Here is a 25,589-nt window from a genome sequence, read left to right on the forward strand (position 1 = left end):
GATGAAATTTAGTGAATTACTGAAAAAACTGAGTGCTTCTATTACTCAGCATAGCCTCAACACGGCTGAGTCCACTGATCTCGAACTCAGGGGAATAGATGCCATTGATCGCGCCAAAGAAGGAATGTTGAGTTATATTGAAGGGCCGAAATTTGCCGCCTACGTCGAGAAAACAACCGCCAGCGCCTTAATTTTACCCATCGATGAAACCCTACAAACACAAGCGACACAACGGGGCATTGCTTGGCTTTCAACGCCTCAACCGCGACTGGTTTTTGCCGAAGCAATTGGCTTATTTTATCAACCCTTTCGACCGACACCGAGTATTCACCCTTCTGCAATAATCGATCCCAATACAACAATTGGTGATCAAGTTTATATCGGCCCTCATGTCGTGATTCAATCCGGCGTCACCCTTGGCGATGGCGTGTGTATTCATCCGAATGTGACGATTTACCCCGAAGTCCAAATCGGTTCACGCAGTATTCTTCATGCCAATTGTACCCTTCACGAACGAAGTCAAATCGGTGCTGACTGTGTGATTCATAGCGGGGCAGTAATTGGCGCAGAAGGGTTTGGGTTCGTTCCCACTGCTGAAGGCTGGTTCAAGATGCAACAGTCGGGGGTGACGGTGTTAGAAGATGGAGTCGAAGTCGGATGTAATAGCACTGTTGATCGTCCCGCAGTCGGAGAAACCCGGATTCAGAAAAATACAAAACTAGATAATTTAGTTCATATTGGTCACGGTTGTCAGGTGGGTGAAAATTGTGCGTTTGCGGCACAAGTAGGCTTGGCAGGAGGCGTGGTCGTGGGTAATCAAGTGATTTTAGCTGGTCAGGTGGGAGTTGCCAACCAAGCCAAAATCGGAGACAAGGCGATCGCTACCGCCCAAGCCGGAATTCATAGTAGTGTAAAAGCCGGAGAGATTGTTTCTGATTCTCCAGCAATTCCCAATAAACTCTATCTGAAAATTTCTGCAATTCGCAAGCGCCTACCCGAAATTTACAAAACTATTAAAGAACTTCAGCGCCAGTTGAATGATCATCAGTAGGAATTGATACCTGTTGGTCAATTCTCAACCCTCCTCAGCACTAACGAGTGCAGTTCATTAGACCTTAGAAAAATTTCAGCCACAGATCATCGCTCCTGGGGTTTGTTTTGTCTGGGTTTAACACCCGGCTGTAGAGAGTAAGACTGTTTGTTCATCGGCAATTCAGCAAATGGAGTGTATTTTCTGAGGAGATTGAAATTTGCTCAGTCGTCATTCCTGTTGTTGTCAAGACAAACTCAGCCAATATTGGCAAGTGACTACCAACAGCACAGTCTGATCGAACGGTTGCTGTTGGCAAAAAATTAATGCTTTGATTCCCTGACATTGAGACAGGATAGTCGCTTTGTCATTTTTAAAATAGAAGCCATCTCCCTGTTCAGGACTCGACAAATCAACTCCCGATGCTGATAACCCCTGAGTAAAATTGTCCGATGTCAGCCCAGACAGCCGATCCCTCGGGCATAATTTCAGCCAAAATTTTTTCATCCAATCCCAAAATAGACAAGAATTTTTCTTCTGTTGAGCAATGACTGTCCCGAATCCTTACAATATTCACAAGAATACTCAAAAAAACTTTGTCAAATTGATAAAATTAAGTATATATTATTTTTAGCAGCCCGAAACATACACTGGACTGACTTAATGTTTTCAATGACAAAAGGAGATTGTGTCAAACGATGTCTAAAGCAGCAACAGCACCCCTGACCGGAAAGGCTTTACTTCAAAAAGTTAAAGAACTTTCTCACCTTCCTCGCCGAGAAACAGCTAGACTGTGTGGATATTACAGTGTTACAAAAGACGATCAAGTCCGTGTGAATCTGACTGATTTTTATGATGCAGTTCTCAAAGCACGCGGAATTCCTCTTAGCCCGGATGGGACTAGCGATGGTCGGGGACGCGCTCCTACCTATATGGTCAGTGTTCACAAAAATGGTCAAATTGTCATCGGTTCCACCTATACCAAAGAGATGGGATTGAAGCCGGGTGATGAATTTGATATTAAATTAGGCTACAAACATATTCACCTGATTCAAGTCGGTGAAGATGATGAGAGAAATGGCAGCGTCGATAGCGAAGAAGAGTAAACACTTTATGTATTGATCGCTAAGAGAATATGAACCTCTGGGAACTTCTAAATGCTCCGGCGATCATCAAAGTTGCTCTATTTTTTGGGGTTTGGGGACTGGTCTGGTTGCCAATTGCGATCGCAACGGCGAAAGCACTCAATTGGCATCCTCCTCAACCCTTAAAAGAGGAACAAAAGCCCTTTTTTCTAGCCTCACTGTATCTGATTGTTCCTTGGATTGTGGGCTATCTCTGTCAAGTTGAGAATCTGTCCTTTTCTAGCTACGGTTGGTTCTGGCAAATCTCAACTGGAATTTCAGTCGTGATCGGGTTGAGTGTAGCGATTCTCTGTTTAGTTGTACTACTGACCATAGAATGGATTTTGGGTTGGATCAATTGGCAACCTCAACCCCCTCTAAAACTCACGACTTCTCCCAAATCCTCAAACAACATCTTCTCTGCTGTCTGTTCGCTATTATCTATCCTTTTGCTAGGATTATGGATTAGTGGAACAGAAGAATTGGTGTTTCGGGGATTTGTACACTATCATTTGCAACAAGATTATACTGTCGTGATTGCAGCCACGATCACCAGTTTAATTTTTGCTCTGACTCATTTGATTTGGAATATCCAAGAGACAATTCCTCAATTACCGGGGCTGTGGTTAATGGGAATGGTACTCACCCTCGCTTGTCTTTATGATCAGGGTCTGGGGTTAGCTATCGGCTTACACGCAGGTTTGATTTGGGGAATCACCAGTGTACAGACTCTCGGAACCTTAACTTACACTCGGCGTGTTCCGCAATGGGTGACAGGGATTGCTGATCAACCCTTAGCAGGGGGAATGGGAATCACGATGTTGTTAATGCTGGCAGGTTTATTTTGGACTGTCTACAATCTAGGGTGAAGCATGATGGCACAGGAAAAGATATTATGGTAAATTCCACAACAGTTCCCGTTTCTACGGTTTATGGCCCGGTTTCCTCTTGGCGATATGGGCGATCGCTAGGGATTGATCCGATTGGGGTTGTCTCGACTTGTTCGTTTAACTGTGTTTATTGTCAACTCGGAGAAATTGAACAGATCACCAGCGATCGCCAAGTTTATATTCCGACTGCACAAATTTTAGAGGAGTTAAAAGGGTTTGCCCCTTGGGATGTGGATGTAATTACTCTGAGTGGGAGTGGTGAACCGACGTTAGCTGCAAATTTAGGCGAAATTCTCCGCGAAATTCAACAATTAACCCATCGTCCGACTTTAGTATTAACTAATGCGACGCTGTTAAATGATCCGACTGTTCGTTCCCAATTAGCGTTAGCCGATCGCGTCTCTGTTAAACTTGATGCAGTTTCACCAGAAGGATTAAGACGAGTCAACCGTCCTGATTCTCAGGTCAACTTCAGTGAGTTATGGGCGGGAATTGAACAATTTTGTGCGGAGTATCCCGGAGATTTAGGGATTCAAACCATGATACTATCGGCGTGGGATGAGCAGGCTAAAACTGAATATATTCGCCAGATTAAAGCCATTAAACCGACAGAAGTTCAACTCAATACTCCCACTCGTCCTAAACCAGTTAAACGTCAACTCGATGGTCGAGGCAATCATTCCGGTTCTGAGGATCGTCCCTACGAAGTTCGTCAGTTTAAATGTGTGAGTCCGGCAGTTTTACAAGCCTTTGCCCAAGAGATTCAAACTCAGACTGGGGTGCGGGTGAGAACAGTACACTCAAACTAAGCGAATATCTGCTAAATATAAATTCAATGTTTGGCAAGTTCCATAATGCGATCAAAGCGAAAATTACTCACTAATTCTCTCAATTTGTTAGCGAGTTGGGAATTTTCTGGGGGAATTTGTTCAATTAAGTGATAAGTCAGTACATCACTACATTGAGAAGCCGTCTGATAGAGTTGCTGAATCCAATCTGGGGGCATGACTTTTAAAGCATTAGAATCTAAAATAAAATCAGAGTCAGCCGCAGTATTTAAGATTGAAGATGCCCGTAAATCGTTTGGGTCTGCATAGAGATATTCTACACCCAAATGTTGACGAATAACGGTCAGTATTTCTTCCTCTTGAAATGGCTTCCGAATAAAATCATCACATCCCGCCGATAAGATCATTTGGCGATCTTCTTCAAAGGCGCTAGCTGTTAAGGCGATAATAACAGTTTGATTTCCCTCCGGTGTAGACTTAATATATTGAGTCGCTTCATAACCATTCATCACAGGCATTCGGATATCCATAAAGATTAAATCCGGTTTCCAACTTGACCAAATTGTAATCGCTTCTTGTCCATTGTGGGCTTCTTTAACGTCAAATCCAATCGACTGAAGTAACTTCAATAAGAGTAAACGATTACTAAATTTATCCTCAACGACTAAAATCCGATCAATTCTTTGCTGAGTTGCTAAACCCACCACTTTCTGAGAATAATTAACCGATTCAACAGATGTGCTGTCAGCCGGTTTCACGATAATCTTGAAGGCAAAAATACTCCCAACTCCCGGTTGAGAAGAAACCTTGATTTCTCCTCCCATGAGTTGGACAAAACGCTGACTAATAGGCAAACCTAGCCCGGTTCCTTCACTCGACTTGAAGCCTGCTTCTGTTTGGCTAAACGCTTCAAACAAGCGATCTAATTCATGGGGTGCAATTCCTAAACCTGTGTCTTCGACTTCAAAATAAATCGGAATCAACTCTAGATGATTAGGATGATTTGTAGGGGCTTCTGAAAGAGACTCTGAGGCGGGTAAGATTGGCGTTAACTGTTTCACAAGTTCCGACTGATTATCACCGGAAAAAGAACCATGTTTCAGGAGAGGTTGGGAGAAAACTCGTAAAGTGACATAACCCGACTCAGTAAATTTAATCGCATTATTTAAGAGATTGATTAAAACCTGACGTAACTTCTTGTCATCAGTCGCGATAAATTGAGGAACATTCAGATCGCAATCAAACTGTAATTGTAAGCCTTTTAATTTTGCTTTAAGTTGCAGCATTTCTTCAAGACTATTGAGTAAGCAATGCAAATCAAAACAGTTTTCATTCAGGGTAAGCTGTCCGGCTTCAATTTTCGACATTTCCAAAATATCATTAATCAAATTGAGCAAATATTCACCCGCTTGACTGATAATATGAATATATTGCTGATACTCTCCCGATAAAGCCGGATCATTGTGCATCAACTGAGTAAAACCCAGAATTGCATTTAAAGGCGTTCGGAGTTCGTGACTCATATTCGCTAAAAATTCACTTTTTGCTTTGTTGGCAGCATCGGCTGTTTCTTTGGCGAGTTGAAGTTCTTCGGCTTGCTGTTGAGTTTTAGTTAAAAGTTCAGCTTGTTGAACCGCTACCCCTAACTGAATCCCAATTTGTACCATGATGCGAATTTCCGATTCTTCCCATTGACGGGGAGTTGCATTTTGATAAGTGGCGAGGAGTCCCCAGAGTTGAGTTCCGCAAAAAATCGGCACCGTAATATAAGATCTGGCTTGAAATTGCTCTAATAATTCTACATAACAATCCGAAAAATTAGCTTCATAGATATCATTAACACACAGATACGTCACGCCCTGTCGATATAAACCACCTTGAGTATCTTTGAGATAGGTATCTTGAATACTGACTAACTCTTGAACCGTACATTCATTTTCACTGACTGCATTTTCTACATTAGAATCAGAAGTCTTGGTATCAAGTAAAGGTCGCCATTCGGCACTGACAGACTCAGCAACAAACTTTCCACTCCAGTCCGGTAAAAATTGATAAATCACCACCCGATCACTCTTGAAGGCTTCTTGAAGTTCAACAGTCGTGCTATTAAAAATAGTCTCTAAGTCGAGGGACTGGCGCATCCGTCGTAAAACTTTGGAAAAAGCCTGTTCTCGTTCAGCCATATTTCGCAAAGCTTGTTCAGAACGCTTCCGTTCAGTAATATCAAGCGTCGTACCCATTGCTCGAATGATTTGTCCTTGACTGTTAAAAATCCCCTGTCCGCGCGCTTCAATATGGCGGATCGAACCATCAGAGCGAATAATTCGACAGTCAAATTCAGTGGATTGTCCAAACTCCAACAATTGTCTAACTTGATGTCGCCATAAGGGTCGATCAGCCGGATGAATTTGTTTGACCAGTTCTACATATCGGGGTTCTGCTTGAGCCAGATCACGACCAAACATTCGGAATAATTCATCTGACCAACTGAGCTTTTGAGTTTGAATCTCTAGCTCCCAGTTTCCCACATGAGCGACTCGTTGAGCAGTTGCTAGACTGGCTTCACTGGCGCGAAGTTTTTCTTCGGCTTGTTTGCGTTCGGTGATGTCTTCATAGGTGCTGAGAATACCGATCGCATGACCTTCGACATCATGGAGAGGAATTTTATGAGTATCGAGCCAGATGGGTTTTCCTTCGACATTTAACTGAGCTTCAATCAGATGATATTCTGATAAATCATTGGCGATCGCTTGGGGTTGGCGGTGTTCAAATCTCCTAGCCTTTTGTTGAACACAGGGTAAATCATCATCTCTTTTACCCACAATTTGTTCGGGTGTGTTTAATCCGACCACTTGAGCAAAGTTCTGGTTACATCCGAGATAAATGGAGTTGCAATCTTTCCAGAAAATTAATTGCGGGATATTATCAATCACTAATTGCAAAAGTTGTTTGGAGTTTCGCAGTTGAGTGTCTGCGAGTTTGACTTCGGTAATATCGTGAGCGGTGCCGAGAATTTGTTGGGGTTGTCCAGACTCGTTACACGAAAATACAGTATCTCGACTCATCAGCCATAACCAATGTCCATCGCGGTGTTTCATGCGATATTCAATTTCAAAGACATCTCCCTCACAACCAATTGACATTTGTGCATAGTAATCGGACAATCCTGCTAAGTCTTCGGGGTGCATGAAGACTTGAAAGAAATTTTGACTCATCTGTTGAATTTCTATGGCGCTATAACCGAGAATATCGGCAATGGTGCGGTTAACGTAGAGGTTGCGCTGGTGTTGGAGATCGTAGAGATATAAGATTCCGGGACTCGCATCGGCAATTTGCTGTACCCAACGTTGGCTTGATTTTAAGGCGGTTTCAGCTTGTTTACGTTCCTGGCTTTCGAGCGCGAGAGAGGTCATCTGAGCGAGGTAGGTGGTGAAGTTTTGTTCTTCTACAGCCCAATCTCGACTGTGACCATCTTCTAAACTAATCACACCGAGAATTTCTCCGTGAAAACGAATGGGAACGGTGAGTAAGGCGGTAATCGAGTGGGGTCTTAGGTAGACTGTGCTGAGTTGTTGGGTTCGTTCGTCGGTATGAGCGTTGGCGGTGCTGATCACTCGTTGGGTGTCGATGGCTGCAAAATAGGTCGAACATTGGGATCGATCTAGGGAAATCTCGATTTTGTTTGGAGAATAGGTCGAATTTGGATATAAATAAGCACAAGAGAGTTGGGATTGATCTTCGGTGTAGAACCAGATACCGGAACGGGAGACATTGAGGGTACGAGCTGCAATTTGAGTAATTTCGCTCATGGCTTGGGTGAGATTTCCCTCGAAGATATTCGGACTTTGAGCGAGTTCGAGTAGTCCGACTTGTTGTTTTCTGAGGCGAATTCCACTGGTGAGGATGCTAAATTCAGCAGCGACTCGTTCTTGGATTTCTCGTTCGAGGTTGGCGTTGACGGTTTCGAGTTCAGCGGTTCGCGATCGCAGTCCGGCGGTGGCTTCGTTGACTCGGATTTCTAACTGGTTGTAAGATTGTCTGCGGGCTAGTTCTGCTTGTTCGCGTTGGATTTCGGCGACGACTCTGGCAGCAAATAGGGTTAAAATGGCTTGGGTTGTAGTCTCATTACGGAGAGGTTGATCGCTAAGAATACACAGGGTACCGATGGCTTGTTGTTTTCCATTGAGAAGCGGAACCCCCAAATAGCTGACGGCTTTGATTGTTTTGAGAATTTCGGCTTGGGGAAATTGTTCTGGCAGACCATCATTATAAAATTGCAGGGTAGCGGTATTGATCACGAGTTCACAGGGTATCCCCAGTCGGTCGCATTCAATCTGTTGCTGAAGTTCTCCTTTTGACCAAAAAGCTAGAATCTGGAGTTTTTGAGGATTTTCAGGATGAATGTGGGTAATGAGGACGTAGGGAACCTCTAAGCTGGTGGCAAGTTGTTCGACTAGGGTGGAAAAAAATTGGTTTCCGGTGACGGTGGCGGTGACAGCAACCAGTTTTTTGAGCAGGTTTTCGGCTTTGAGGCGTTGCTGAATTTCGACTTGTAGGGTTTTGTCAATCGCTGCAAATTGGTCGGATGTCGGTAATGCGAGAACTTTTGGGAGTTTGGGGAGTAACATTGAAGCGGTGAACATCGATACCAGAATCAAGAGGAATCTAGTGAGTTCTGGGAATAGATCAGCGGGATACTCTAGCACCCACAGGTCAAGTATTTTGATGGTTCCACAAGCAAAAAGGAAAATCCCGAGCCAGATGTAAGCTTGTCTTTCGGGAAAATCTTTTCGCCGATTTACCCAGTAGATCAATAGGGCTAAAATTAGATAGTAAATTAGAGCAATGAGAATATCGCCCCCCGTGTGTAGTAAGATCACGGAATATTGTCTGAAGTTGTCGAGATCGCGCAGATCACCCCAACTCACAGTAAACAGGTTTTGTATGACTATTTTCCACATAGAAGTTGAACGACTGGTGATGAAGTGGGAAAGGCAATCGTAAATTTGTGCAAATAATGTCCCCTTTCCCGAGGGAAAAGGCTAACTTCTGAGCTTAAGTTTTGAGTTCGTGACTGCACCCCAACTCAGTACGATCAGTTATTAGTCCTAGAGATTAAGGGTTTTGAGATGGGTTTCAGGAGTTTTTAGGGTTCTTGTTTCCAGTATAGATTGTAGCTCTATCTATCCTGAAGTAAACTTTCGGGGGGAGTAATCTGTTAAAATGAGGTCTTAAATCTTAATCTTGTTAAGCTGTTAATTAATGATTAGAAATATCTGTAACGGATTTTTTCAATTCTGTTCTTTATTGCTGTTGATCAGAAGTATAACGAACTTTATAAATCTCCAACACAGCAGAGAGTATCATAAAAAAAAGATATTGTCAAGCTTATTCTGTAGCCTTGATCAAACAAAACCCTATAAAAATTTTTCATCAAGAGCTACAATCTTTTCTAACAATATATGAGAAAATTGTACCTGTTCTCTATTCTAAACTCAATCATAGGAGTCAATCAAGCATTGCTCAAACTATTATGTAGCGGTGAACGCATCAAAAAACGTCAATGTAGATAAACAACCGCTATTCCATTTCACGTAACATTAAATATCGAGTATCAGATCGTTGAATACTCAGAACCCTAAACCCATCGTAAAATTTCTTCGTGTGCCTTCTCAATGATAATTGATGAAGTGATACAGGTGCTTAATGCTAGCCTGTCGGAACCTTTAACTTCTCTCCAAGAACTGATACTCCGTCAATCATGGGAGGGAAAAACCTATACAGTTATTGCCAAGGAAGCCTTTTATGGAGCGGAACGAATTCGTAAAGTGGCAGCCGGATTATGGTTGTTGCTCAGTCAAACCTGGGAAGAACCCATCAACAAAGCCAATTTTCGCAAAATTTTGGAGTCCCGTTCTTTGACCCTTGCTCAACAGCAGTTAATCCAGCAGCAATCAAAATCTTTAGTGAGAACCGTTGTCGAATTTCCCAATCGTCCTTTACTTCACAACTCTCGCTTTTATATTCCTCGACCTCCCATCGAGGAACTCGCCCATGCAGAAATGACACAACCCGGAAGTCTGATCCGGATTAGAGCGCCTCGGAAAATGGGAAAAAGCTCACTCATTTTTTATTTGTTAGCTCAAGCAGAAGTCGAAAACTACCAGAGTGTGATTATCGACTTTCAGCAAGCTGATCGAATTATTTTTAGCGATTTCAATAAACTCTTACGTTGGTTCAGTATTAATGTCACGCGAGAACTCAACTTAGAGTCAAGACTCGATCAATATTGGGATGAGGATATTGGGAGCAAAGTAAGCTGCACCAACTACTTTCAAGCTTATCTTTTAACTCAAATCCAGTCTCCTATTGTTCTGGCTTTAACAGAGGTTGAGCGGGTGTTTGAATATCCCGAAATTGCCGGAGAATTTTTTCCGTTGTTGAGATTTTGGCACGAACAAGCCCGTCAGATCAATATTTGGCAAAAACTCCGCATGATTGTCACCTACTCAACAGAAATATATCTTCCGCTCCAACTCCATCAATCCCCGTTTAATGTAGGTTTACCTCTAACATTAAAATCTTTTACCGCTCAACAAGTCCAACAACTTGCTCACCAATACGGATTAACTTGGATCGGAAATTCTCACATCGAACAACTGATGAATATGGTTGGAGGACATCCTTATTTAATTCAGTTAGCATTTTATCATCTAGCTTTTCCAGAATATCCCTTCCATCAACAATCTGTTATCCAGTCGCTTGATTCTACACCTGAAAATGAAGTTCCGACTTCTCCTCAAAGTCGCCTTCAAGATTTGTTAGAAAAAGCTCCAACTGAAGCGGGAATTTATAATGATTATCTGCGTCATGTACTGACCAAAATTCAATCTGATCCCCAATTAAAAGCTTCAGTTCAAAAGATAGTTGATTCTGATGCAGGTGTAGCAATTGAGTCAATTATTGCCCATAAATTAAAGAGTCTTGGACTGATCAATCTAGAAGGAGATCGGGTTAAACTCTGTTGTGCATTGTACCGTCTGTATTTGACCAAACAACTTTTATCCACTTCGGGGGACTCTCCCCTCTCCACATCAATTCCATATCCTGATACAAGTGAAATAGAAGATACTTCTGATTCTGAACAGTTGAAAAAAGAAAACTTAGAATTGCAGCAACTCTGTAACTTAGATGAATTAACTCAACTGGCAAATCAACGTTATTTTCATAGCTATGTGCAAATGGAATGGCAACGTGCATCCCGTAACCAGACTAATCTATCTTTAATTGTTTGTGATATTGATTTTTTCAAAATTTACAATACCATTTATGGCTACTCTGCGGGAGATGATTGTTTGCGACAAATTGCCAGATCAATTCGAGAATGCGTGAACCGTCCCGATGATGTTGTTGCACGTTATGGCGGCGAAGAATTTTCGATTGTACTTCCTCGAACTAATCTTTCAGGAGCAGTATGTGTTGCCGAAAGAATCCGTGAAAAGGTAAGATCTTTAGCAATTGAAATTAAAAGCAATAAGTTTGGTGGCTTTCCTGATGAATTTGTCACAGTTAGTGTGGGTGTTTCTCATACAATTCCCCATTCAGAGGAAGACTATACATCGATTTTACAAGCAACTGAACGCGCACTGTATCAATCCAAAAGAAAGGGACGCAATCGAGTAACGGTTAGTCAGTTTCAAGCCAGTACAGTCAATTAAATGTTTTAGGTTAAATAATGGGTGGGTGCTAATGTTTGTCTCTAAATATCAGGTTGGTGGCAGTCTCAAAAGTAATGATCCAAGTTATATCATTAGGACAGCAGATTTAGAGCTTTATCAAGCCCTTAAACAGGGAAATTTTTGTTCTGTTTTTGAAGCTCGTCAAATGGGAAAGTCGTCTTTATTAGTCAGAACAAAACAACATTTAGAAGCAGAAGGATTTTGTTGTGTCTCTCTCAATCTAAGTAGTTTGAGTGACAAAAATACGAACCGAGAATGCTGGTATAAAGGACTGTTATTCCAAATAAGCTGTGAGCTAAATTTAATCAAAAAAATCAACTTTAATTTTAATGCTTGGTGGAATCAACATAGAAATCTCCAACCCATTCAGCGACTCCATTACTTTATTCGAGAACTTTTGACCCTTTATTTTCCGCAAACAAAACTAATTTTCTTGATGGATGAGGTCGATAGTCTCCTCAGTTTACCTTTTTCTCTGAATGATTTTTTTAGCTTAATTCGATTTTACTATAATCAGCGTGCGATCGCGATCGAATATAACTATCTAACTTTTGCTGTATTTGGTGTAGCAACGCCTTTAGATTTTATCAAAGATAGCCTTCAGAGTCCTTTTTATATTGGGACTGCTATCAAACTTTCAGGATTTAAAGCAACAGAAGTTCACCCCTTGATTACAGCATTTGAAGGTAAAGTCTCTCACCCTGATCTGATCTTAAAAGAAATACTGTGGTGGACAGAAGGACAACCTTTTTTAACTCAAAAACTTTGTCAAATAATTTGGAAAATTAGTCAGAAAACGCCGAGAAACAATATCATTATTCCCGAGGGTAAAGAAAAACAATGGATAGCAACAATTGTCTATTATTTTATTTTAAAAAATTGGAGATTTCAAGATGAACCCGAACATTTACAAACGATTCAAAATCGTCTAACTTATGATCAAAAACAAACTCAAAAAAATCTAAAAATTTATCATAAAATCTTACATAACTTTGACATTAAAGGAGATCAGAGTCGAGAACAGACTGAACTCCTACTCAGTGGATTAGTCGTCAAGCAGCAAGGTTTATTAAAAGTCAAAAATCCCATTTATCGCCATGTATTTAACCTCAAATGGGTTGAAGATCAACTCACTCGATTTACAACTTTAGAACATCAAGATTTAGAATACCAATCTGTTTTCAATCGATCAAGCTTTTCTTCGAGTTGAACGGTTAAGCGTTCTAGTTGGGAATCTGAACTCAGTTGTTGTCGTCCAGTTTGAGCAATTTTTAGGAGTTGCATTCCATAAACTTCTTCTTGTTCTTGCCAAAATTGACTAATTTGGGGAAACTGTAGGAAACTATTTTTCCAATGGGTAAAAGCGTTGAAACCTGAACGAATTCCACGAGCATATTTGGGATAAGATTTAATCAAAGGAGAAAGAAAATAAGGATAATATTGAACATCAATAGAAGAACACCAATCTTGCCATTTAAACGGTAAAATTCTCGGACTGGTTATTATCGGAATCCAAGGAACTCTAAAAGTATCCGCAATAATCGCACCGTGCATCGCTTCAGCTAATAAAACTTCTGTTTGGCTAATAGTAGATAAAACCTCATCAACAGAAGAACGGGGATCAAGATAACGAAACCCAATTTGTTCACAAATACGTTGCCAGATTTGACCCGCAAAAGTGGCATGATGAATATGAGGTATATAGGTAAAACGATAATTTTTTTGGGGTGAAGGCTGATATAAACGCCGGGTTAAAATTGCGCCATCTGTAATTGCTAAATCAGGGGATAAACCTAACTTTTGAGCCGATAATTTTCCGCGAACACAGTAAAGTTTCCAGTTTTTATCTAAAGTTTTTAAAGGCTGTTCATAACCGACACCTGTACTAAAAATAATTAACTGTTTTGCTTGAGGAACTCGTTGAGATAAAAATTGATTGAGTAGTGTTCCGATGCCAATAAAAGTCGTTGTTTCATCTTCATCAAAAAATCCCGGTAATAGTTGGGGCCATAACCAGTGATTCAGTTGATCTCCAAAATTACTAGACCCATCTCGACGTTTGTAGTAAAAAAGTTTCATTTTTCAAGTTTATCTAATGCGAAAGATACAATTTTAGACTGTCCTCGATTAATTATCCAAGATAAATAACGAGTTTCGAGAATCATATTTTGAACTCGACGAGGTTTAGAACACCAGTCATCAAAAGCAGGAATAGCAATTTCTGTGAGAAAGTAACGCCACTTTTTAGTGATTTGATTAGAGTTAACTTGATTCAATTTGAATTGACTATTTTTGACTATATATTCACGTAGATTTCTATTAGTTTTTAACTGTTTTAACGCAAAAATTAACTCATTTAAAGAAGTAACTTCTAAATAATTAAAGTTTGGTATTCCCTCAGCTCGATAGGCAGATTCATTACCTAACACAGCAGGAACACCTGCTAACCAAGCATTAAAAAGTTTAGTTGCGGGTTTATTAACATATTTATTATTTTTGCCAAAACTCCGAATAGCCACAACTGCATCAGCTTGACTATAATCATTCCAACGATTATCAATCGTCTGATAATCTGTCCAATGATTTTGATTAATAATAGGACACCAATTTAAGCCAAGTTGATTGAGTGTATTGTGCCATTCCAAGCTTGAAAGTTCAGGAGTGAGATTACTTTTATGACCAAAAAAAACAATATTTTTAAACTGATTTCCCCGTTGAGAATCCCGAGGAATTAATCCCGGTTGTGGCCAGTGAGGAATATAATACCCAGGGTTTATTGTCTCTACTTCTTCAGGATTTTGAACCACATGAAGTTGAGCATAGGGATAAAAATTTGACTCGGCTTTGATACAAACTAGCAGTAAATTATTCCCGGGTTTTAATTGCTGATTAATAGAAAGACAGTTGCGATGAGTAAGAACAATTCCAGACTGAGGAAAATAATCAACTAATTGACAAGGAAAGCCATCCGCTTTTAGACGAAGATAAGTTTGTAAGATCCAAGCATAAATTCCGAGTCCAAATCCAGCCCAATTTTCATTGATATTTTGAGGTATTTTTTGGGGAAACAAATCACAAGGGATGTAAAAGTAGATATTTGGCTGAATCATTGATTGTGTGTTTCTAGGCTTTTAACCAATAATAGAACGGACTAATTAAGCTACTCCAATAGAGTTCCAATTCACAACGACTGACTATATCGGTATTGAGAACTTTATAATGAGTCCAGTAATGAACGATTAATTTACGAAGATCATTCAAGAGATAAATAACTGTAAATAAGGGCTTTTTCCAGGTTGGAAGTTGCAGCATTCGAGTATAATAGCGACTCAAACCAATTCCCCGCAGCAGCTTCAGTAGATAAGATTTTTGTAACCGACTATTAGGAATATGATGATCAACAATCATCTGAGGATTGTGCCAAATTTCCCAACCTGTTTTTCTCAAATAAGATAAAATTTCAATATCTTCGCCTTTGTTGTTTAAAGATTTTGCGGAAACTCCGGTGAAAAAAGGGTGTTCGGGTACGCAGTCTAACCAAGCTTGCTTCCGAACCACTAAACCTGCACCCGGAGGAAATAACCACCGTTCTAATAAGTCATAACGAAAGGCTTCTCTACCTCGATTAATAATCGCTAAAAAGCAAGCAATTCGATGGAAGTTTTCCGGGGGATTTGCTTCATACAACGCTTCAAGTTGACTTCCATAGGCTCCTGCTTTAGGATGGGATTGAGCAAACAAATAAGCTGAGTAAACCCAATTGAGATGAGGTAAATTATCGTCATCTAAAAAGCCGATTAGAGGGCTTTGGGCTTCCTGAATTGCTAAACGTCGAGCAAATGCAATCCCTTGTTTGGGTTCAAAACAATATCGGATTTTGGGGGATTTTTTTGAGAATTCTGATTGATATTCTTGAACAACTTTTTGGGTCTGATCCGTGCTATTGTTGTCAATAACTAGAATTTCCCAAGCCAAGTTTTCAGTCTGTTCTTGAGAACATAATCGCTCTAGAACTTCAGGTAAACGATGTTCTCCGTTATAAGTGCAGATCACCACTGAAAAATTCATCATAACAGTCTAAAATAATGTCAATAACTGGATTTTATTTTACAGTTTTACACGATAAACTACAAGATGGGGATATTTCAAGACTTCGGATGATGGTTTTTGAAAATCAGATTTTTCTGATATTATAGTATAGAGTTTAAGTCAAGATTAAAACGGGCAGCTAATACACCCCTTTTTACAAAATATTTATATAAACTTGATCTCCAGGGGCTTTGTGTAAAGTGATTAGCGAATATCGGAGTCAACGATTTGACTGATTCTCCTCAGTACGAGGACTGGGTAATCATAAATGCTCTAAATTGATTGGAATTGTTGTAGTATGATCAAGTTGCTCTAAATTTTTGATTTGAGAAGATAACCCTAATAAAATGTTACCGAGTGATTTATTAAGTCATCGCCAACAAGGAGAAACCATCATTCCCCTGCGTCTGAAGATTGACGCTCAAAATTTAGAGACAGCAACTCAGGCGATTTCCTGCTTTCAAAACTCGGTTAATTCGACTCAGGGAGAACTCAACCAACGTCTAAGCGAATTTGAAGGAGATAGTCCTAATTATCGCCTCCAACGTGGACTCGCTCATTTATTAAAAAGTGGTTTTTGTACTTTTGAAATTATTAGTCCTCTCGAACCTGTTGAATTACGAGAACAGGTATTTACCTTAGCCGCCCAAACAATTCCCAGTTTAGAAAGTACACAAAAAACATTAGAAACTCTGGCTTTAAATTTATCTCAAAATTTGAAACGAGAAGTTGTTTTAGATGAAATTAGAGCAGGTTTATATGCAGATTTACAAGAAAATAGAATTCTCACGCAATTTGACGAACCAACTCCTGAAGCCTTATTACATCGGTTTAATTTATCTCAAGTTCAGGGAATTTTTTATCGGGCTAGCGAGATTCAAATTAATGCTCATCGTAATGATCCCGGTGAATATAAGCTCTTATTTCGCTATCTCAAGTTCTTTCAATTAATGACCTATATTGAAGGCGATGCTGAACATGGTTTTACCCTAACTTTAGACGGGCCAACCAGTTTATTTAAACCCAGTACCCGTTATGGTTTAGCATTAGCTAAAATGATTCCGGCTTTACTTCATGTAACTCGCTGGAGTCTCAAAGCTAAATTACAACAACGTGATCCTTATAGTGGAGTCATTCGGACAGGCTACTTTAGCCTCAATTCTGATTGTGATTTAGTCAGTCATTATCCCCCTGGAAAACCCTATGATAGTATGCTAGAACAGTCTTTTGCCAAACGTTGGAAATCACTAAAAACCGACTGGAAACTCGAACGCGAAGTTGATTTGATTCCCCTTCCCGGAAGTGTAATGATTCCTGATTTTCGTTTGGTTCATCCGGATGGACGAGTGTTTTTATTAGAAATTGTTGGGTATTGGCGTCCGGAATATTTACAAAAGAAATTTTATCAAGTTCGTCATTCTGACTGTGATCATTTAATCTTAGCGATTTCCGAACGCTTGAATTTAGAAAAAGCAGGGGTTAAACTTAATAATATTCCTGCTTGTATTGTCTGGTTTAAAAACAAGTTACAGCCGAAAGCAATTTTAGAGGTGATTGAACCCTCATCCAAAGACTAACTGACTTCCATAAATTCCATAACGGGGCCAGTTGAATCTTTGACCATCGCGATTCCTGTAAATCCCCAACGTTGTAAAATCCCTTTTAATTGAGAACCTGAAATCGATTCTACACTAAAACGGTCAGCAACATCACTAGCGTGTTTATTGAGATAACTTAACGCTTCAAAATCTTCAGAAAAAAGCAATAAAAATCCTTGAACCGAATCAGGATTAGGTCGAGCGGAAACATATTGACCATCGACTCTAGAACGCAAAAGATAGTAAATTTGAGAATACATTTTAATTCAGTTATTCAACATTACAAGATGGATAGATGGAAACAAAAAACAATCTAACTTTCGGGCTAATTCTCCTATTTTAGATTTTCGAGTTTAATTCTAGGATCAACAAATTTGAGCAGCAAATCTGCTAAAAGATTACCCACAATTAACATCACAGCCCCTAGCATCAAACTCGCCATGACCAAATACAAATCTTGCTGTCGAACGGCTTGTAAAACCAGTTTACCGAGTCCCGGCCAATTAAAAAAGTTTTCGGTAATAAAAGCACCTCCCAATAAACCCGCAAACTCAAAACCCAGTAAAGTAATTAAAGGATTAACCGCATTTCGCAAAGCATGAACATAAATCACTCGATTTTCTGGAAGTCCTTTTGCTCGTGCAGTTTGAATATAATCTTGACGCAAAACATCCAATAATTGTCCCCGCATTAACCGTTGTAAACCTGCAAAACTGGTAATACTTAAAGCAATCGTAGGTAAGATCATATGCCAGGCTATATCCGCAATTTTACCCCCCAAAGAAAGATCAGGAAAATCAATACTGGTCATTCCCCCTACCGGAAATAAAGGAGACGTTGTTTGAGCCAGATAGAGTAACAATAAAGCGGTGATAAAAGCGGGGAATCCTTGACCGGTATAACTCAACACTTGTAAAATCCGATCTAGCCTTTTATTTTGATTAACTGCGGCAATAATTCCCAGAGGAATCGCAATCGCCCAAGTAATAATCAGAGAAGAAATCGCTAGTAATAAAGTCGCCGGAACTCGCTCCCAAAGTAAATCAGCAACAGGCCGACGGTTCTCAAAACTAAACCCAAAATCTCCTTGAGTAATGATTTGTTTTAACCAAATCCAATATTGTTGAATCGGAGGTTTATCCAAGCCAAATTCTTCTCGGAGTTGGGTAATCGTTTCTGGGGAAATTTGCGGCATATCTTGATATTTATCTAAAAAATTTCCCGGTGCAAGCTGAGTTATGGTAAAACAAAGAGCCGAAGCTAAAAGCAGTGTAATTGCAGCTTGAAAAAGACGCTTGACAATATAAGCAAACGTTTCATTAGCAAAGATCGAAAGCAAGGAATTCCAAAACCGTTTTCCGACTTGAGTAAAAGTTTCACTGGTCATTGCAATTATTCAGTTAAAAAGAGCAGAGGAAAGACGTTGAGTGCAACGCCTATTTAAAAACCACAAATCACTCACTCATCATTAAGGAGTCATCTGATTTTCACCATTGACTATTCGTATTGTAATAAACTCACAATCGGTACATTGGGTAAATTTTTTCGTCCATCTAAGGCAATTAATTCGATGATAAAGGCAAAACCCACCAATTCACAGCCCGCTTTTTCGACCAATTGAGCGGTTGCTTGGGCGGTTCCACCTGTCGCAATCAAATCATCAACAATTAACACTCGACTCCCAGAAGACATTGCATCTTGGTGCATTTCCAGGCAATCTTTGCCATACTCGAGCTGATATTCAACCGCATAAACAGGAGCGGGTAACTTTTTCGGTTTACGAACCGGGATAAAGCCAATTCCCAACTGGTAAGCCAGAGGAACACCAAATAAAAAGCCGCGAGACTCCATCCCGACAATATAATCTGGAGACAGAGCAGCACATTTGTCGCTAAGTTGGTCAATGGTATAGCGTAACCCTTTCGCATCAGACAACAAAGTTGTAATATCCCGGAAGACGATGCCGGGCTGAGGAAAATCTGGAATATCACGAATCAGAGACTTGAGATCCATAAATCGTTAGGATAGGTGTTAGGGTTGATACTCCCACAGTTTGTTCTAGTGGGCTTTTTGGCTCGATTTGGGAAAGCCGTACCCTCATTATTGGGGGTGATGGGGGCCAACGAGCAGGCGATTTCGTTGCCTCAAAAATCCTACACTAGAAGGTTACAGGGTGATTCAGTTTAGACTACCGATCTGATCTGATCATTCCTTTTGTCTCCTGATTACCGGAAAAATTGCCCAAAAAATCTCATAATTGAGTTGATCCTCATTAATTTGTATTAGATATGGATTCTAAAAATTGTGGGTATCCCTAAATGATGTCCTGTTCTGAGCAGTTATATTCTTTTCAATATTTCCTGTCCGTCGTGAATTCCGTTAACCGTAAGTGTAAATGCAAGTAGAAAGTACCACCACCCAATCAAACCCCATCATTTTGGACAGCCTACCGGATTTTCCTCTCTCCGATAAGGGATGTCCCCGTCGTACCCGTTTACAAATCGACCTGATGTTATTGGCGATTGAAGCATTGTATCTTGGCGGTTCTGAACATATGCTGGCATTGGTGTCCCAACTTGACCTGCAAGATATTATTAAAAATCGGGTGATCTTATGGCAACTTCGCAGTACAAACCCCCTACGCCGTAATAGTCAGCGACGCCCTCTCAGTCTGATAGAAGCCAAGGCGTTAGTCGTGATTATCTGTAATTTAAGCCGCAGATTAACCGTTCGGAATCGTCAGTTATTGATGGACTACGAACAAATGCAAAAGAAACAAATGCCCCTCAACCAGCATTTACAATTATCAAGTTATCTCGAACGTTTTCGCGCCCACTTCCGCAGTCGGATGAATCCTCGTAGAGCCGGAGTCATGGTTTATAGTTCAGATGAGAAGTTAGATGAACTGGCAATGGACTTGTTGAGGAAATTGCTGTTTTGTACGGGTACAAACGGAATGCAGAGATTTTGGATTAGTTTGTTTGATGGAGAAGTAGAATGACGATCGAACGCCAGTACAGTTTGCCCAACTGTAAACTGATTTTGCAAGGGTTAAGCGATGCCAACAGCAACCCGAATGACAAACGCCCACAAGTTTCGTTGCTGATGAATGCAGAATGTCATTTTGTGGGTCATCCTCAACCCCTAACCGGTGGACGAGATTTTTTTGAGAGTTTGGTTCAACAAGTTAGTCTATATGCTCAAAGCTTTCTCAGTGGTATCTCCTCCCTGGAGTCTGTCGAAAGTCAGCGGGAAATTGTTCAAATGCAACGACTTGACGACAATAAGCATCGGTTAGTGGTTAATGACCAGAAAAACGGAGAAGTTCAAGACTCTTCGACGCCAAACCCCTCTATCCAACAAATTGATTTAAGTACGGTACAACTATTTGACCTTGTAGAAGCCGTCGATCAATTTTTTGCAGACTCGCGTACTCTACCCGAGTTGTCGTTGCAGTTGCGTCCTGTTTCCAAACGAACCCTCAAAGCCGAAAAACCAATTACTCAAAAAGCTCTACCTGCGGCGATTGGTTTATCAAGTTTAGCTGTGGCGGCGCTGGCTTTATTCTTTGTGCCGATTCCTGAAGTTCGTCGCCCCGAAGAACCTGTTCCCCAATCTCAAAGCCAATTAGAAACTCTGGAAACCCCTACAGCTAGCGGTTCTGATGATCCTCCGATCACACCAACAGAAACTCCTGAACCGTCTTTAGAGTCTAACCTCTCCCCAGTTGCGTCTATTAATGATCCCGTTGAAATTGAACGTCTACAAGCCTTATTATTTGAGGAAATTAACCGAGAATGGGTGACAGAACCCACATTTACAGATCCGTTAATTTATCGGGTTAGCGTCGCCCCAGATGGTGCGATTGTCGGGTATAAAGCAGTTAATGAAATTACTCCCACTCAGGAAAATCAAATTCCCTTATCGGAACTTCTGTACAAACCAGTTGGAAGTCGAACCTCTGATGAACCTCTCGCAGATTATCAGGTGATTTTTAATCCGGATGGGATTTTGGATATTACACCCTGGAACAAGAAGACTCAAGACTCCCCTGCTTCTGATTCTATGAGTCCCGAGTAGAACTCTTTTGAGGGGTGTGTATGTGACTTAACCGGATCAAACGGAAATCCGACTGAAAATATTGATTAAGTTTGTTGGATAGAACCCAGGCTGTGCGCGCTCGTCGGACTAAAATTTGAGGGGTGAGGAGGTTGGGGAGGTTGGGAGTTAGAAAGATTAGGATACAGGGGAAAAAAGTAATCAGGATTGACTTCATACTTTTGACTTTTGACCTCACGACCTCAAGACTCTTGAAACAGCCCGGATCCCTACCCCTGAATTTATTGCACTTCTGCTTCTACCTCAGAAAATAGATCGATGACTAAATCTCCCCAAGCCAAAACAATTCGCCCCCCCAAGCCTCGTCCCCCTATTTCTGTAATTTTACTGTCGATTCTCTTTCGGCTATTATTACTCGGAGTCGGAAGCAGTTTCGCCTGGATTATCGGTATGGCGATCGCTCAAGTTTATCCGAGTAGTCGTTCACAGGCGCCTTTAGTCGAAACGCTATTATTTCGAACCTCAGAACCTCAATCCTCTCAAACTTCTACTCCTGCACTCAATCCGACGCCCCTTTCTCCTTCCCCCACAACCCCTCAAGTTCAACTCACGTCTGGCGAACGTCAACAACTCCAAACCCAACTGCAAGAACTCCAACAACAACTCAATACTCTGATTGGACGTACCGCCGCCTTAGAAACACAATTAGGAATTAGTCGTCCGAGTGAAACCCTGGAAAAACGTCTACAAATCGTTGACCGACAACTATCTCTCAGCGATCAGACTGTTCCGAATGCTGCGACTCCAACTCCAACCCGAACAACGACTTCAACTCAAGCACAAACCCGTTTTCGGGCTTCTCAAGGTTTAGTGGTAACGCTTCCGAGTGATGTCTTATTTGCGACAAACACCAACAGTTTACGTCCGGGTGCTAGTGTCATTCTAGATACTTTAATCGCCGATTTAGAAAACTACAAAGGAGCCTCAGTACGGGTCGCGGCTCATACCGATGATACTGGAAAGGCTCAAGATAATCTCAGTCTGTCCTTACAACAAGCTGAAGCAATTGTCGCTTATCTCTCAACCGCTATCGGTTCAGAATATCATTGGGTAGCAATTGGTTATGGAGAAGGTCAGCCCACCGTTGAAAATGATTCAACCACCAATAAACAACTAAACCGACGAATCGAAGTCGCGATCGCACCATAAACAGTTATTAGGCAATAGGCAAGAGGTAAGATCTCCCCATCTCCCGGTCCTCCCGGTCCTCCCCATCTCCCCCGACTCCCAACTCCCAACTCCCGACTCCCATCTTCAATGAAAATCATCTTTTTTGGTACTCCCTTATTTGCGGTTCCCAGTCTAGAAAAATTATTGCATCACCCCGAATTTGAAGTCTTAGCTGTTGTCACTCAGCCCGATAAACGGCGAGGACGAGGGAGCAAGTTAACCCCTTCTCCTGTCAAATCATTGGCTGTTGAGCATCAAATACCCGTCTGGCAGCCGAAACGGATCAAAAAACATCCAGAAACCCTTTCTCGCCTCAAACAAGCCCAAGCTGATGCGTTTGTTGTGGTTGCCTACGGACAGATTTTATCACCCGAAATATTACAAATGCCTCGTCTGGGCTGTATCAATGGTCATGGTTCGATTTTACCGGAGTATCGCGGCGCCGCCCCCATTCAATGGTGTCTTTACAATGGCGAAAAGTCAACCGGAATTACCACGATGTTGATGGATGCAGGAATGGATACCGGGCCAATGTTACTCAAGCAGTCTACTCCGATTGGACTCTTTGATCATGCGATTAATTTAGCTGAACGCTTATCGAGTATAACTGCCGATTTATTAGTCGAAACACTCATCAAGTTCAATCGTGGAGAAATTCAACCGACCCCTCAAGACGACTCTCAAGCCACCTACGCCTCACTGATTAAACCCGAAGATTATCGCTTAGACTGGTCAAAATCAGCACTCGCCCTACATAACCAAGTCCGGGGTTTTTTCCCCAACTGCGTTACCTCATTTCGCGAACAAGCCTTAAAAATTAGTGGGACTATTCCTTTAGGAATAAAACTTCCCTCCGAACTCCAAGAACTCGAACAGCAATGGCCTACATTGTCACCGTTATCGGGAAAACCGGGAGAAATTCTCCACATTGTTAAACGCTTCGGGCCAGTTATACAAACCGGAGATGGATTATTATTATTGCAGGACGTAAAACTCGCCGGAAAACGCACTCAGTCAGGTTGGGACTTTGCGAATGGCACTCGTCTGGCTTCTGGAGAAATCTTGAGCTAGAATTGGGGAGAATCTTTTGATTCAACTCCCATTCGGGTCGCTATTTATATCGCAAAAACTGAATATTGATTTAAAAAACATCCAGATTGGGTCGTTCTGAATCTTGAACGGATTCATTGGAACTGTTTTTCCGTCAATTTTTACTTTGACTTCACTGCTGTTTTGAAGTACAGTTTTTGAGTTGAATTTCATCTCAAGATTGGGTCATTGGTAGAGATGTAATACGGTTGCCCTTTTTTGGGGCTTCTCTTTCCAAAAGCATCTGTTTTAGACTAGGATAGAACAAAAATAGTAGCAGTAGAATTTAGTGGAAAGTTGCGATGGTTAGCCAAACTCCCCAGGTGAATTTTGAAGTCATCATCCAAGAAAATATTACCTATGTTCATCTTCCGAGTCGCTTGAGTATTTTGGAAGCGGTTGCTTTTAAAACCACTGGTCAAGAACTCATCAATGCTGATCCGACCCCGAAAAAAATTATCCTTGATTTTAGCGAAACCACATTCCTTGATAGTAGCGGAGTGGGTGCTTTGATTAGCAATCTAAAAGCCGCAAAAGAAAAGGAGATTGAGTTGATTTTAACCAATGTTGGCTCTCAAGTGATGGCGGTGTTTTCGCTAACCTCTCTAGATCAAGTCTTAACGATTGAGCTACAAGCTGATCCCCCTCCTTCTTCGGAGAGTAATAATCAGCTTCCCATTACTCATCCTTCTGTTCGGTCTTGGGTTAAACGTTTAATTGATATTGTCGGGGCGATTGTCGGACTAGGGATTACTGGAATTTTATCAATTCCTATTATTATCGCTATTAAACGCGATAGTTCTGGGCCGATTTTATTCGGTCAAATTCGATGTGGTTGGATGGGTAAAAATTTCCGGATGTGGAAATTTCGGTCAATGACTGCGGATGCAGAAAAACGTAAACACGAAGTCCCCAACGAAGCCACAGGTCATATTTTCAAAAATACAAACGATCCTCGCATTACAAAAGTTGGTCGTTTTTTACGGCGGACAAGTTTAGATGAACTTCCTCAATTTTGGAATGTTTTACAAGGAGATATGAGTTTAGTGGGAACTCGTCCTCCGACTCCAGATGAAGTAGAACGATATGAAGTTCCCCAATGGCAACGCTTAGATGTTAAACCCGGAATGACAGGAGAATGGCAAGTTAATGGTCGTTCTCAAATCAAGGATTTTGAAGATATCATTCGTCTGGATTTGAAATACCAAGAAAACTGGAGTTTGATGTATGACCTACAACTCATTTTTAAAACTATAATGATCTTATTCCAGAAAAATAGTGGTGCAATGTAATCAGATGCATGGGAGATGACACACTTGTGGTGCGATCGCATTTTCAGGTTCAGACCGATCTGAATGCCCTGAATGAAATTCTACAATGGTTTGAAAAGCAGACATCTACCTATTTATCTGAGGAGCTTTTATATCAATGTAAAATTGCTCTGACAGAAGCCTTTACCAATGTAGTTCGCCATGCTCATCGCACCCTTTTAGCAACAACACCAATTGATCTAGAAGTCACGATTTTTTCCGATTACATTGAAATGCGAATTTGGGATCTCGGTCAACCTTTTGATTTAGAACAGACTCTCCAGTGTGTTCGTCATTTACATACAGATCCCCTCGCACATGAGGGAAGTCGTGGACTTCTATTTATGCAAAAATTAACAGATGAGTTGATCTATACCCGCACAAACGATGATCGCAATTGTTTGTTAATGCGAAAACAAATTTATTCATCTCATTAATTTTTGCTCAGGGAGCATCTACTCTGTATAAAATTTAATCAATTCAACCCGAGGTTTCTTCTAACCTGAGCCAGATTACATCCGATTTCACACCCGATTTTTTGGCTGAAAATTTGAGGTTCAAACTGAGGGCGATGACGACTTTAAACCCAACCCCTTGATCTACTTGCTACCCTCTATAAATTCTGTACAATAGAACCGATTAA

Annotated in this window: 20 protein-coding genes; 13 read left to right on the plus strand and 7 right to left on the minus strand. The window is 41.0% G+C overall.

The genetic code is table 11. The features are described 5' to 3' along the window. Position 1: 1 nt before the first annotated feature. The 4 genes from lpxD to L8106_RS00835 all read left to right on the plus strand — a co-directional run bounded on the left by lpxD (position 2) and on the right by L8106_RS00835 (position 3,853). Entirely contained in the window at positions 2–1,051 is a 1,050-nt protein-coding gene (gene lpxD, locus L8106_RS00815) for a UDP-3-O-(3-hydroxymyristoyl)glucosamine N-acyltransferase (RefSeq protein WP_009782250.1), read from the plus strand. 677 nt (positions 1,052–1,728) lie between these two features. After that, complete coding sequence (locus L8106_RS00825; protein WP_009782252.1) at positions 1,729–2,136, plus strand: AbrB family transcriptional regulator; 408 nt, start codon at positions 1,729–1,731, stop codon at positions 2,134–2,136. Positions 2,137–2,165: 29 nt separating this feature from the next. Then, a complete protein-coding gene (locus tag L8106_RS00830) occupies positions 2,166–3,023 on the plus strand; it encodes a CPBP family intramembrane glutamic endopeptidase (RefSeq protein ID WP_009782253.1) in 858 nt (285 codons plus the stop codon). A gap of 26 nt (positions 3,024–3,049) precedes the next feature. Continuing rightward, the gene (locus tag L8106_RS00835; protein WP_009782254.1) at positions 3,050–3,853 is read left to right on the plus strand and encodes a radical SAM protein; all 804 of its coding nucleotides are present in this window, start codon (positions 3,050–3,052) and stop codon (positions 3,851–3,853) included. 23 nt (positions 3,854–3,876) lie between these two features. Here L8106_RS00835 and L8106_RS29220 read toward each other — a convergent pair whose 3' ends face one another. After that, complete coding sequence (locus L8106_RS29220; RefSeq protein WP_050779052.1) at positions 3,877–8,793, minus strand: GAF domain-containing protein; 4,917 nt, start codon at positions 8,791–8,793, stop codon at positions 3,877–3,879. A gap of 714 nt (positions 8,794–9,507) precedes the next feature. Between L8106_RS29220 and L8106_RS00845 the strand changes: the two genes are divergently transcribed. Together L8106_RS00845 and L8106_RS00850 are read left to right on the plus strand one after the other, a co-directional pair. After that, the gene (locus tag L8106_RS00845; RefSeq protein ID WP_009782256.1) at positions 9,508–11,550 is read left to right on the plus strand and encodes an AAA-like domain-containing protein; all 2,043 of its coding nucleotides are present in this window, start codon (positions 9,508–9,510) and stop codon (positions 11,548–11,550) included. Positions 11,551–11,581: 31 nt separating this feature from the next. Next, positions 11,582–12,781, plus strand: coding sequence for an AAA-like domain-containing protein (locus tag L8106_RS00850; protein WP_009782257.1), 1,200 nt, complete (start codon positions 11,582–11,584; stop codon positions 12,779–12,781). Here the strand turns inward: L8106_RS00850 and L8106_RS00855 are convergent. Genes L8106_RS00855 through hpsE form a run of 3 tightly spaced genes read right to left on the minus strand, consistent with a single transcriptional unit; the run spans position 12,727 to position 15,642 of the window. Further along, entirely contained in the window at positions 12,727–13,650 is a 924-nt protein-coding gene (locus L8106_RS00855) for a polysaccharide pyruvyl transferase family protein (protein ID WP_009782258.1), read from the minus strand. The two genes, L8106_RS00850 and L8106_RS00855, sit on opposite strands and share 55 nt — an antisense overlap. Further along, positions 13,647–14,681, minus strand: a complete 1,035-nt coding sequence (locus L8106_RS00860) for a hypothetical protein (protein ID WP_009782259.1) — start codon at positions 14,679–14,681, stop codon at positions 13,647–13,649. Before L8106_RS00860 ends, L8106_RS00855 begins: the two co-directional genes overlap by 4 nt. A gap of 13 nt (positions 14,682–14,694) precedes the next feature. Further along, the gene (gene hpsE / locus L8106_RS00865; protein ID WP_039895179.1) at positions 14,695–15,642 is read right to left on the minus strand and encodes a hormogonium polysaccharide biosynthesis glycosyltransferase HpsE; all 948 of its coding nucleotides are present in this window, start codon (positions 15,640–15,642) and stop codon (positions 14,695–14,697) included. Between the two features lie 365 nt (positions 15,643–16,007). Here hpsE and L8106_RS00870 point away from each other — a divergent pair, with 365 nt between their 5' ends. Beyond that, the gene (locus tag L8106_RS00870; protein WP_009782261.1) at positions 16,008–17,237 is read left to right on the plus strand and encodes a DUF790 family protein; all 1,230 of its coding nucleotides are present in this window, start codon (positions 16,008–16,010) and stop codon (positions 17,235–17,237) included. On the opposite strand, the gene L8106_RS00875 is transcribed toward L8106_RS00870, so the two are convergent. The 3 genes from L8106_RS00875 to L8106_RS00885 form a co-directional block, all read right to left on the minus strand. Continuing rightward, a complete protein-coding gene (locus L8106_RS00875) occupies positions 17,234–17,518 on the minus strand; it encodes a hypothetical protein (RefSeq protein ID WP_009782262.1) in 285 nt (94 codons plus the stop codon). The genes L8106_RS00870 and L8106_RS00875 overlap by 4 nt on opposite strands. Positions 17,519–17,592: 74 nt before the next feature. Next, positions 17,593–18,645: an ABC transporter permease gene (locus L8106_RS00880; protein ID WP_009782263.1), complete on the minus strand. Its 1,053-nt coding sequence runs from the start codon at positions 18,643–18,645 to the stop codon at positions 17,593–17,595. Between the two features lie 110 nt (positions 18,646–18,755). Further along, positions 18,756–19,271, minus strand: coding sequence for an adenine phosphoribosyltransferase (locus L8106_RS00885; protein WP_009782264.1), 516 nt, complete (start codon positions 19,269–19,271; stop codon positions 18,756–18,758). Positions 19,272–19,653: 382 nt separating this feature from the next. Here L8106_RS00885 and L8106_RS00890 point away from each other — a divergent pair, with 382 nt between their 5' ends. The 6 genes from L8106_RS00890 (at position 19,654) to L8106_RS00915 (ending at position 25,383) form a co-directional block, all read left to right on the plus strand. After that, positions 19,654–20,259 (plus strand): DUF3038 domain-containing protein, encoded by a 606-nt coding sequence (locus tag L8106_RS00890; protein ID WP_009782265.1) that lies wholly within the window; start codon positions 19,654–19,656, stop codon positions 20,257–20,259. Then, positions 20,256–21,338 (plus strand): DUF4335 domain-containing protein, encoded by a 1,083-nt coding sequence (locus L8106_RS00895; RefSeq protein WP_009782266.1) that lies wholly within the window; start codon positions 20,256–20,258, stop codon positions 21,336–21,338. Before L8106_RS00890 ends, L8106_RS00895 begins: the two co-directional genes overlap by 4 nt. A 297-nt stretch (positions 21,339–21,635) precedes the next feature. Continuing rightward, positions 21,636–22,526, plus strand: coding sequence for an OmpA family protein (locus L8106_RS00900; protein WP_009782267.1), 891 nt, complete (start codon positions 21,636–21,638; stop codon positions 22,524–22,526). 108 nt (positions 22,527–22,634) lie between these two features. Continuing rightward, positions 22,635–23,618 (plus strand): methionyl-tRNA formyltransferase, encoded by a 984-nt coding sequence (fmt, locus tag L8106_RS00905; RefSeq protein WP_009782268.1) that lies wholly within the window; start codon positions 22,635–22,637, stop codon positions 23,616–23,618. 320 nt (positions 23,619–23,938) lie between these two features. Next, positions 23,939–24,928 (plus strand): sugar transferase, encoded by a 990-nt coding sequence (locus L8106_RS00910; protein WP_009782269.1) that lies wholly within the window; start codon positions 23,939–23,941, stop codon positions 24,926–24,928. Positions 24,929–24,936: 8 nt separating this feature from the next. After that, complete coding sequence (locus L8106_RS00915) at positions 24,937–25,383, plus strand: ATP-binding protein (protein WP_009782270.1); 447 nt, start codon at positions 24,937–24,939, stop codon at positions 25,381–25,383. Positions 25,384–25,589 lie beyond the last annotated feature (206 nt).

The organism is Lyngbya sp. PCC 8106 (assembly GCF_000169095.1).
In the GTDB taxonomy this organism is placed as follows: domain Bacteria; phylum Cyanobacteriota; class Cyanobacteriia; order Cyanobacteriales; family Microcoleaceae; genus Capilliphycus.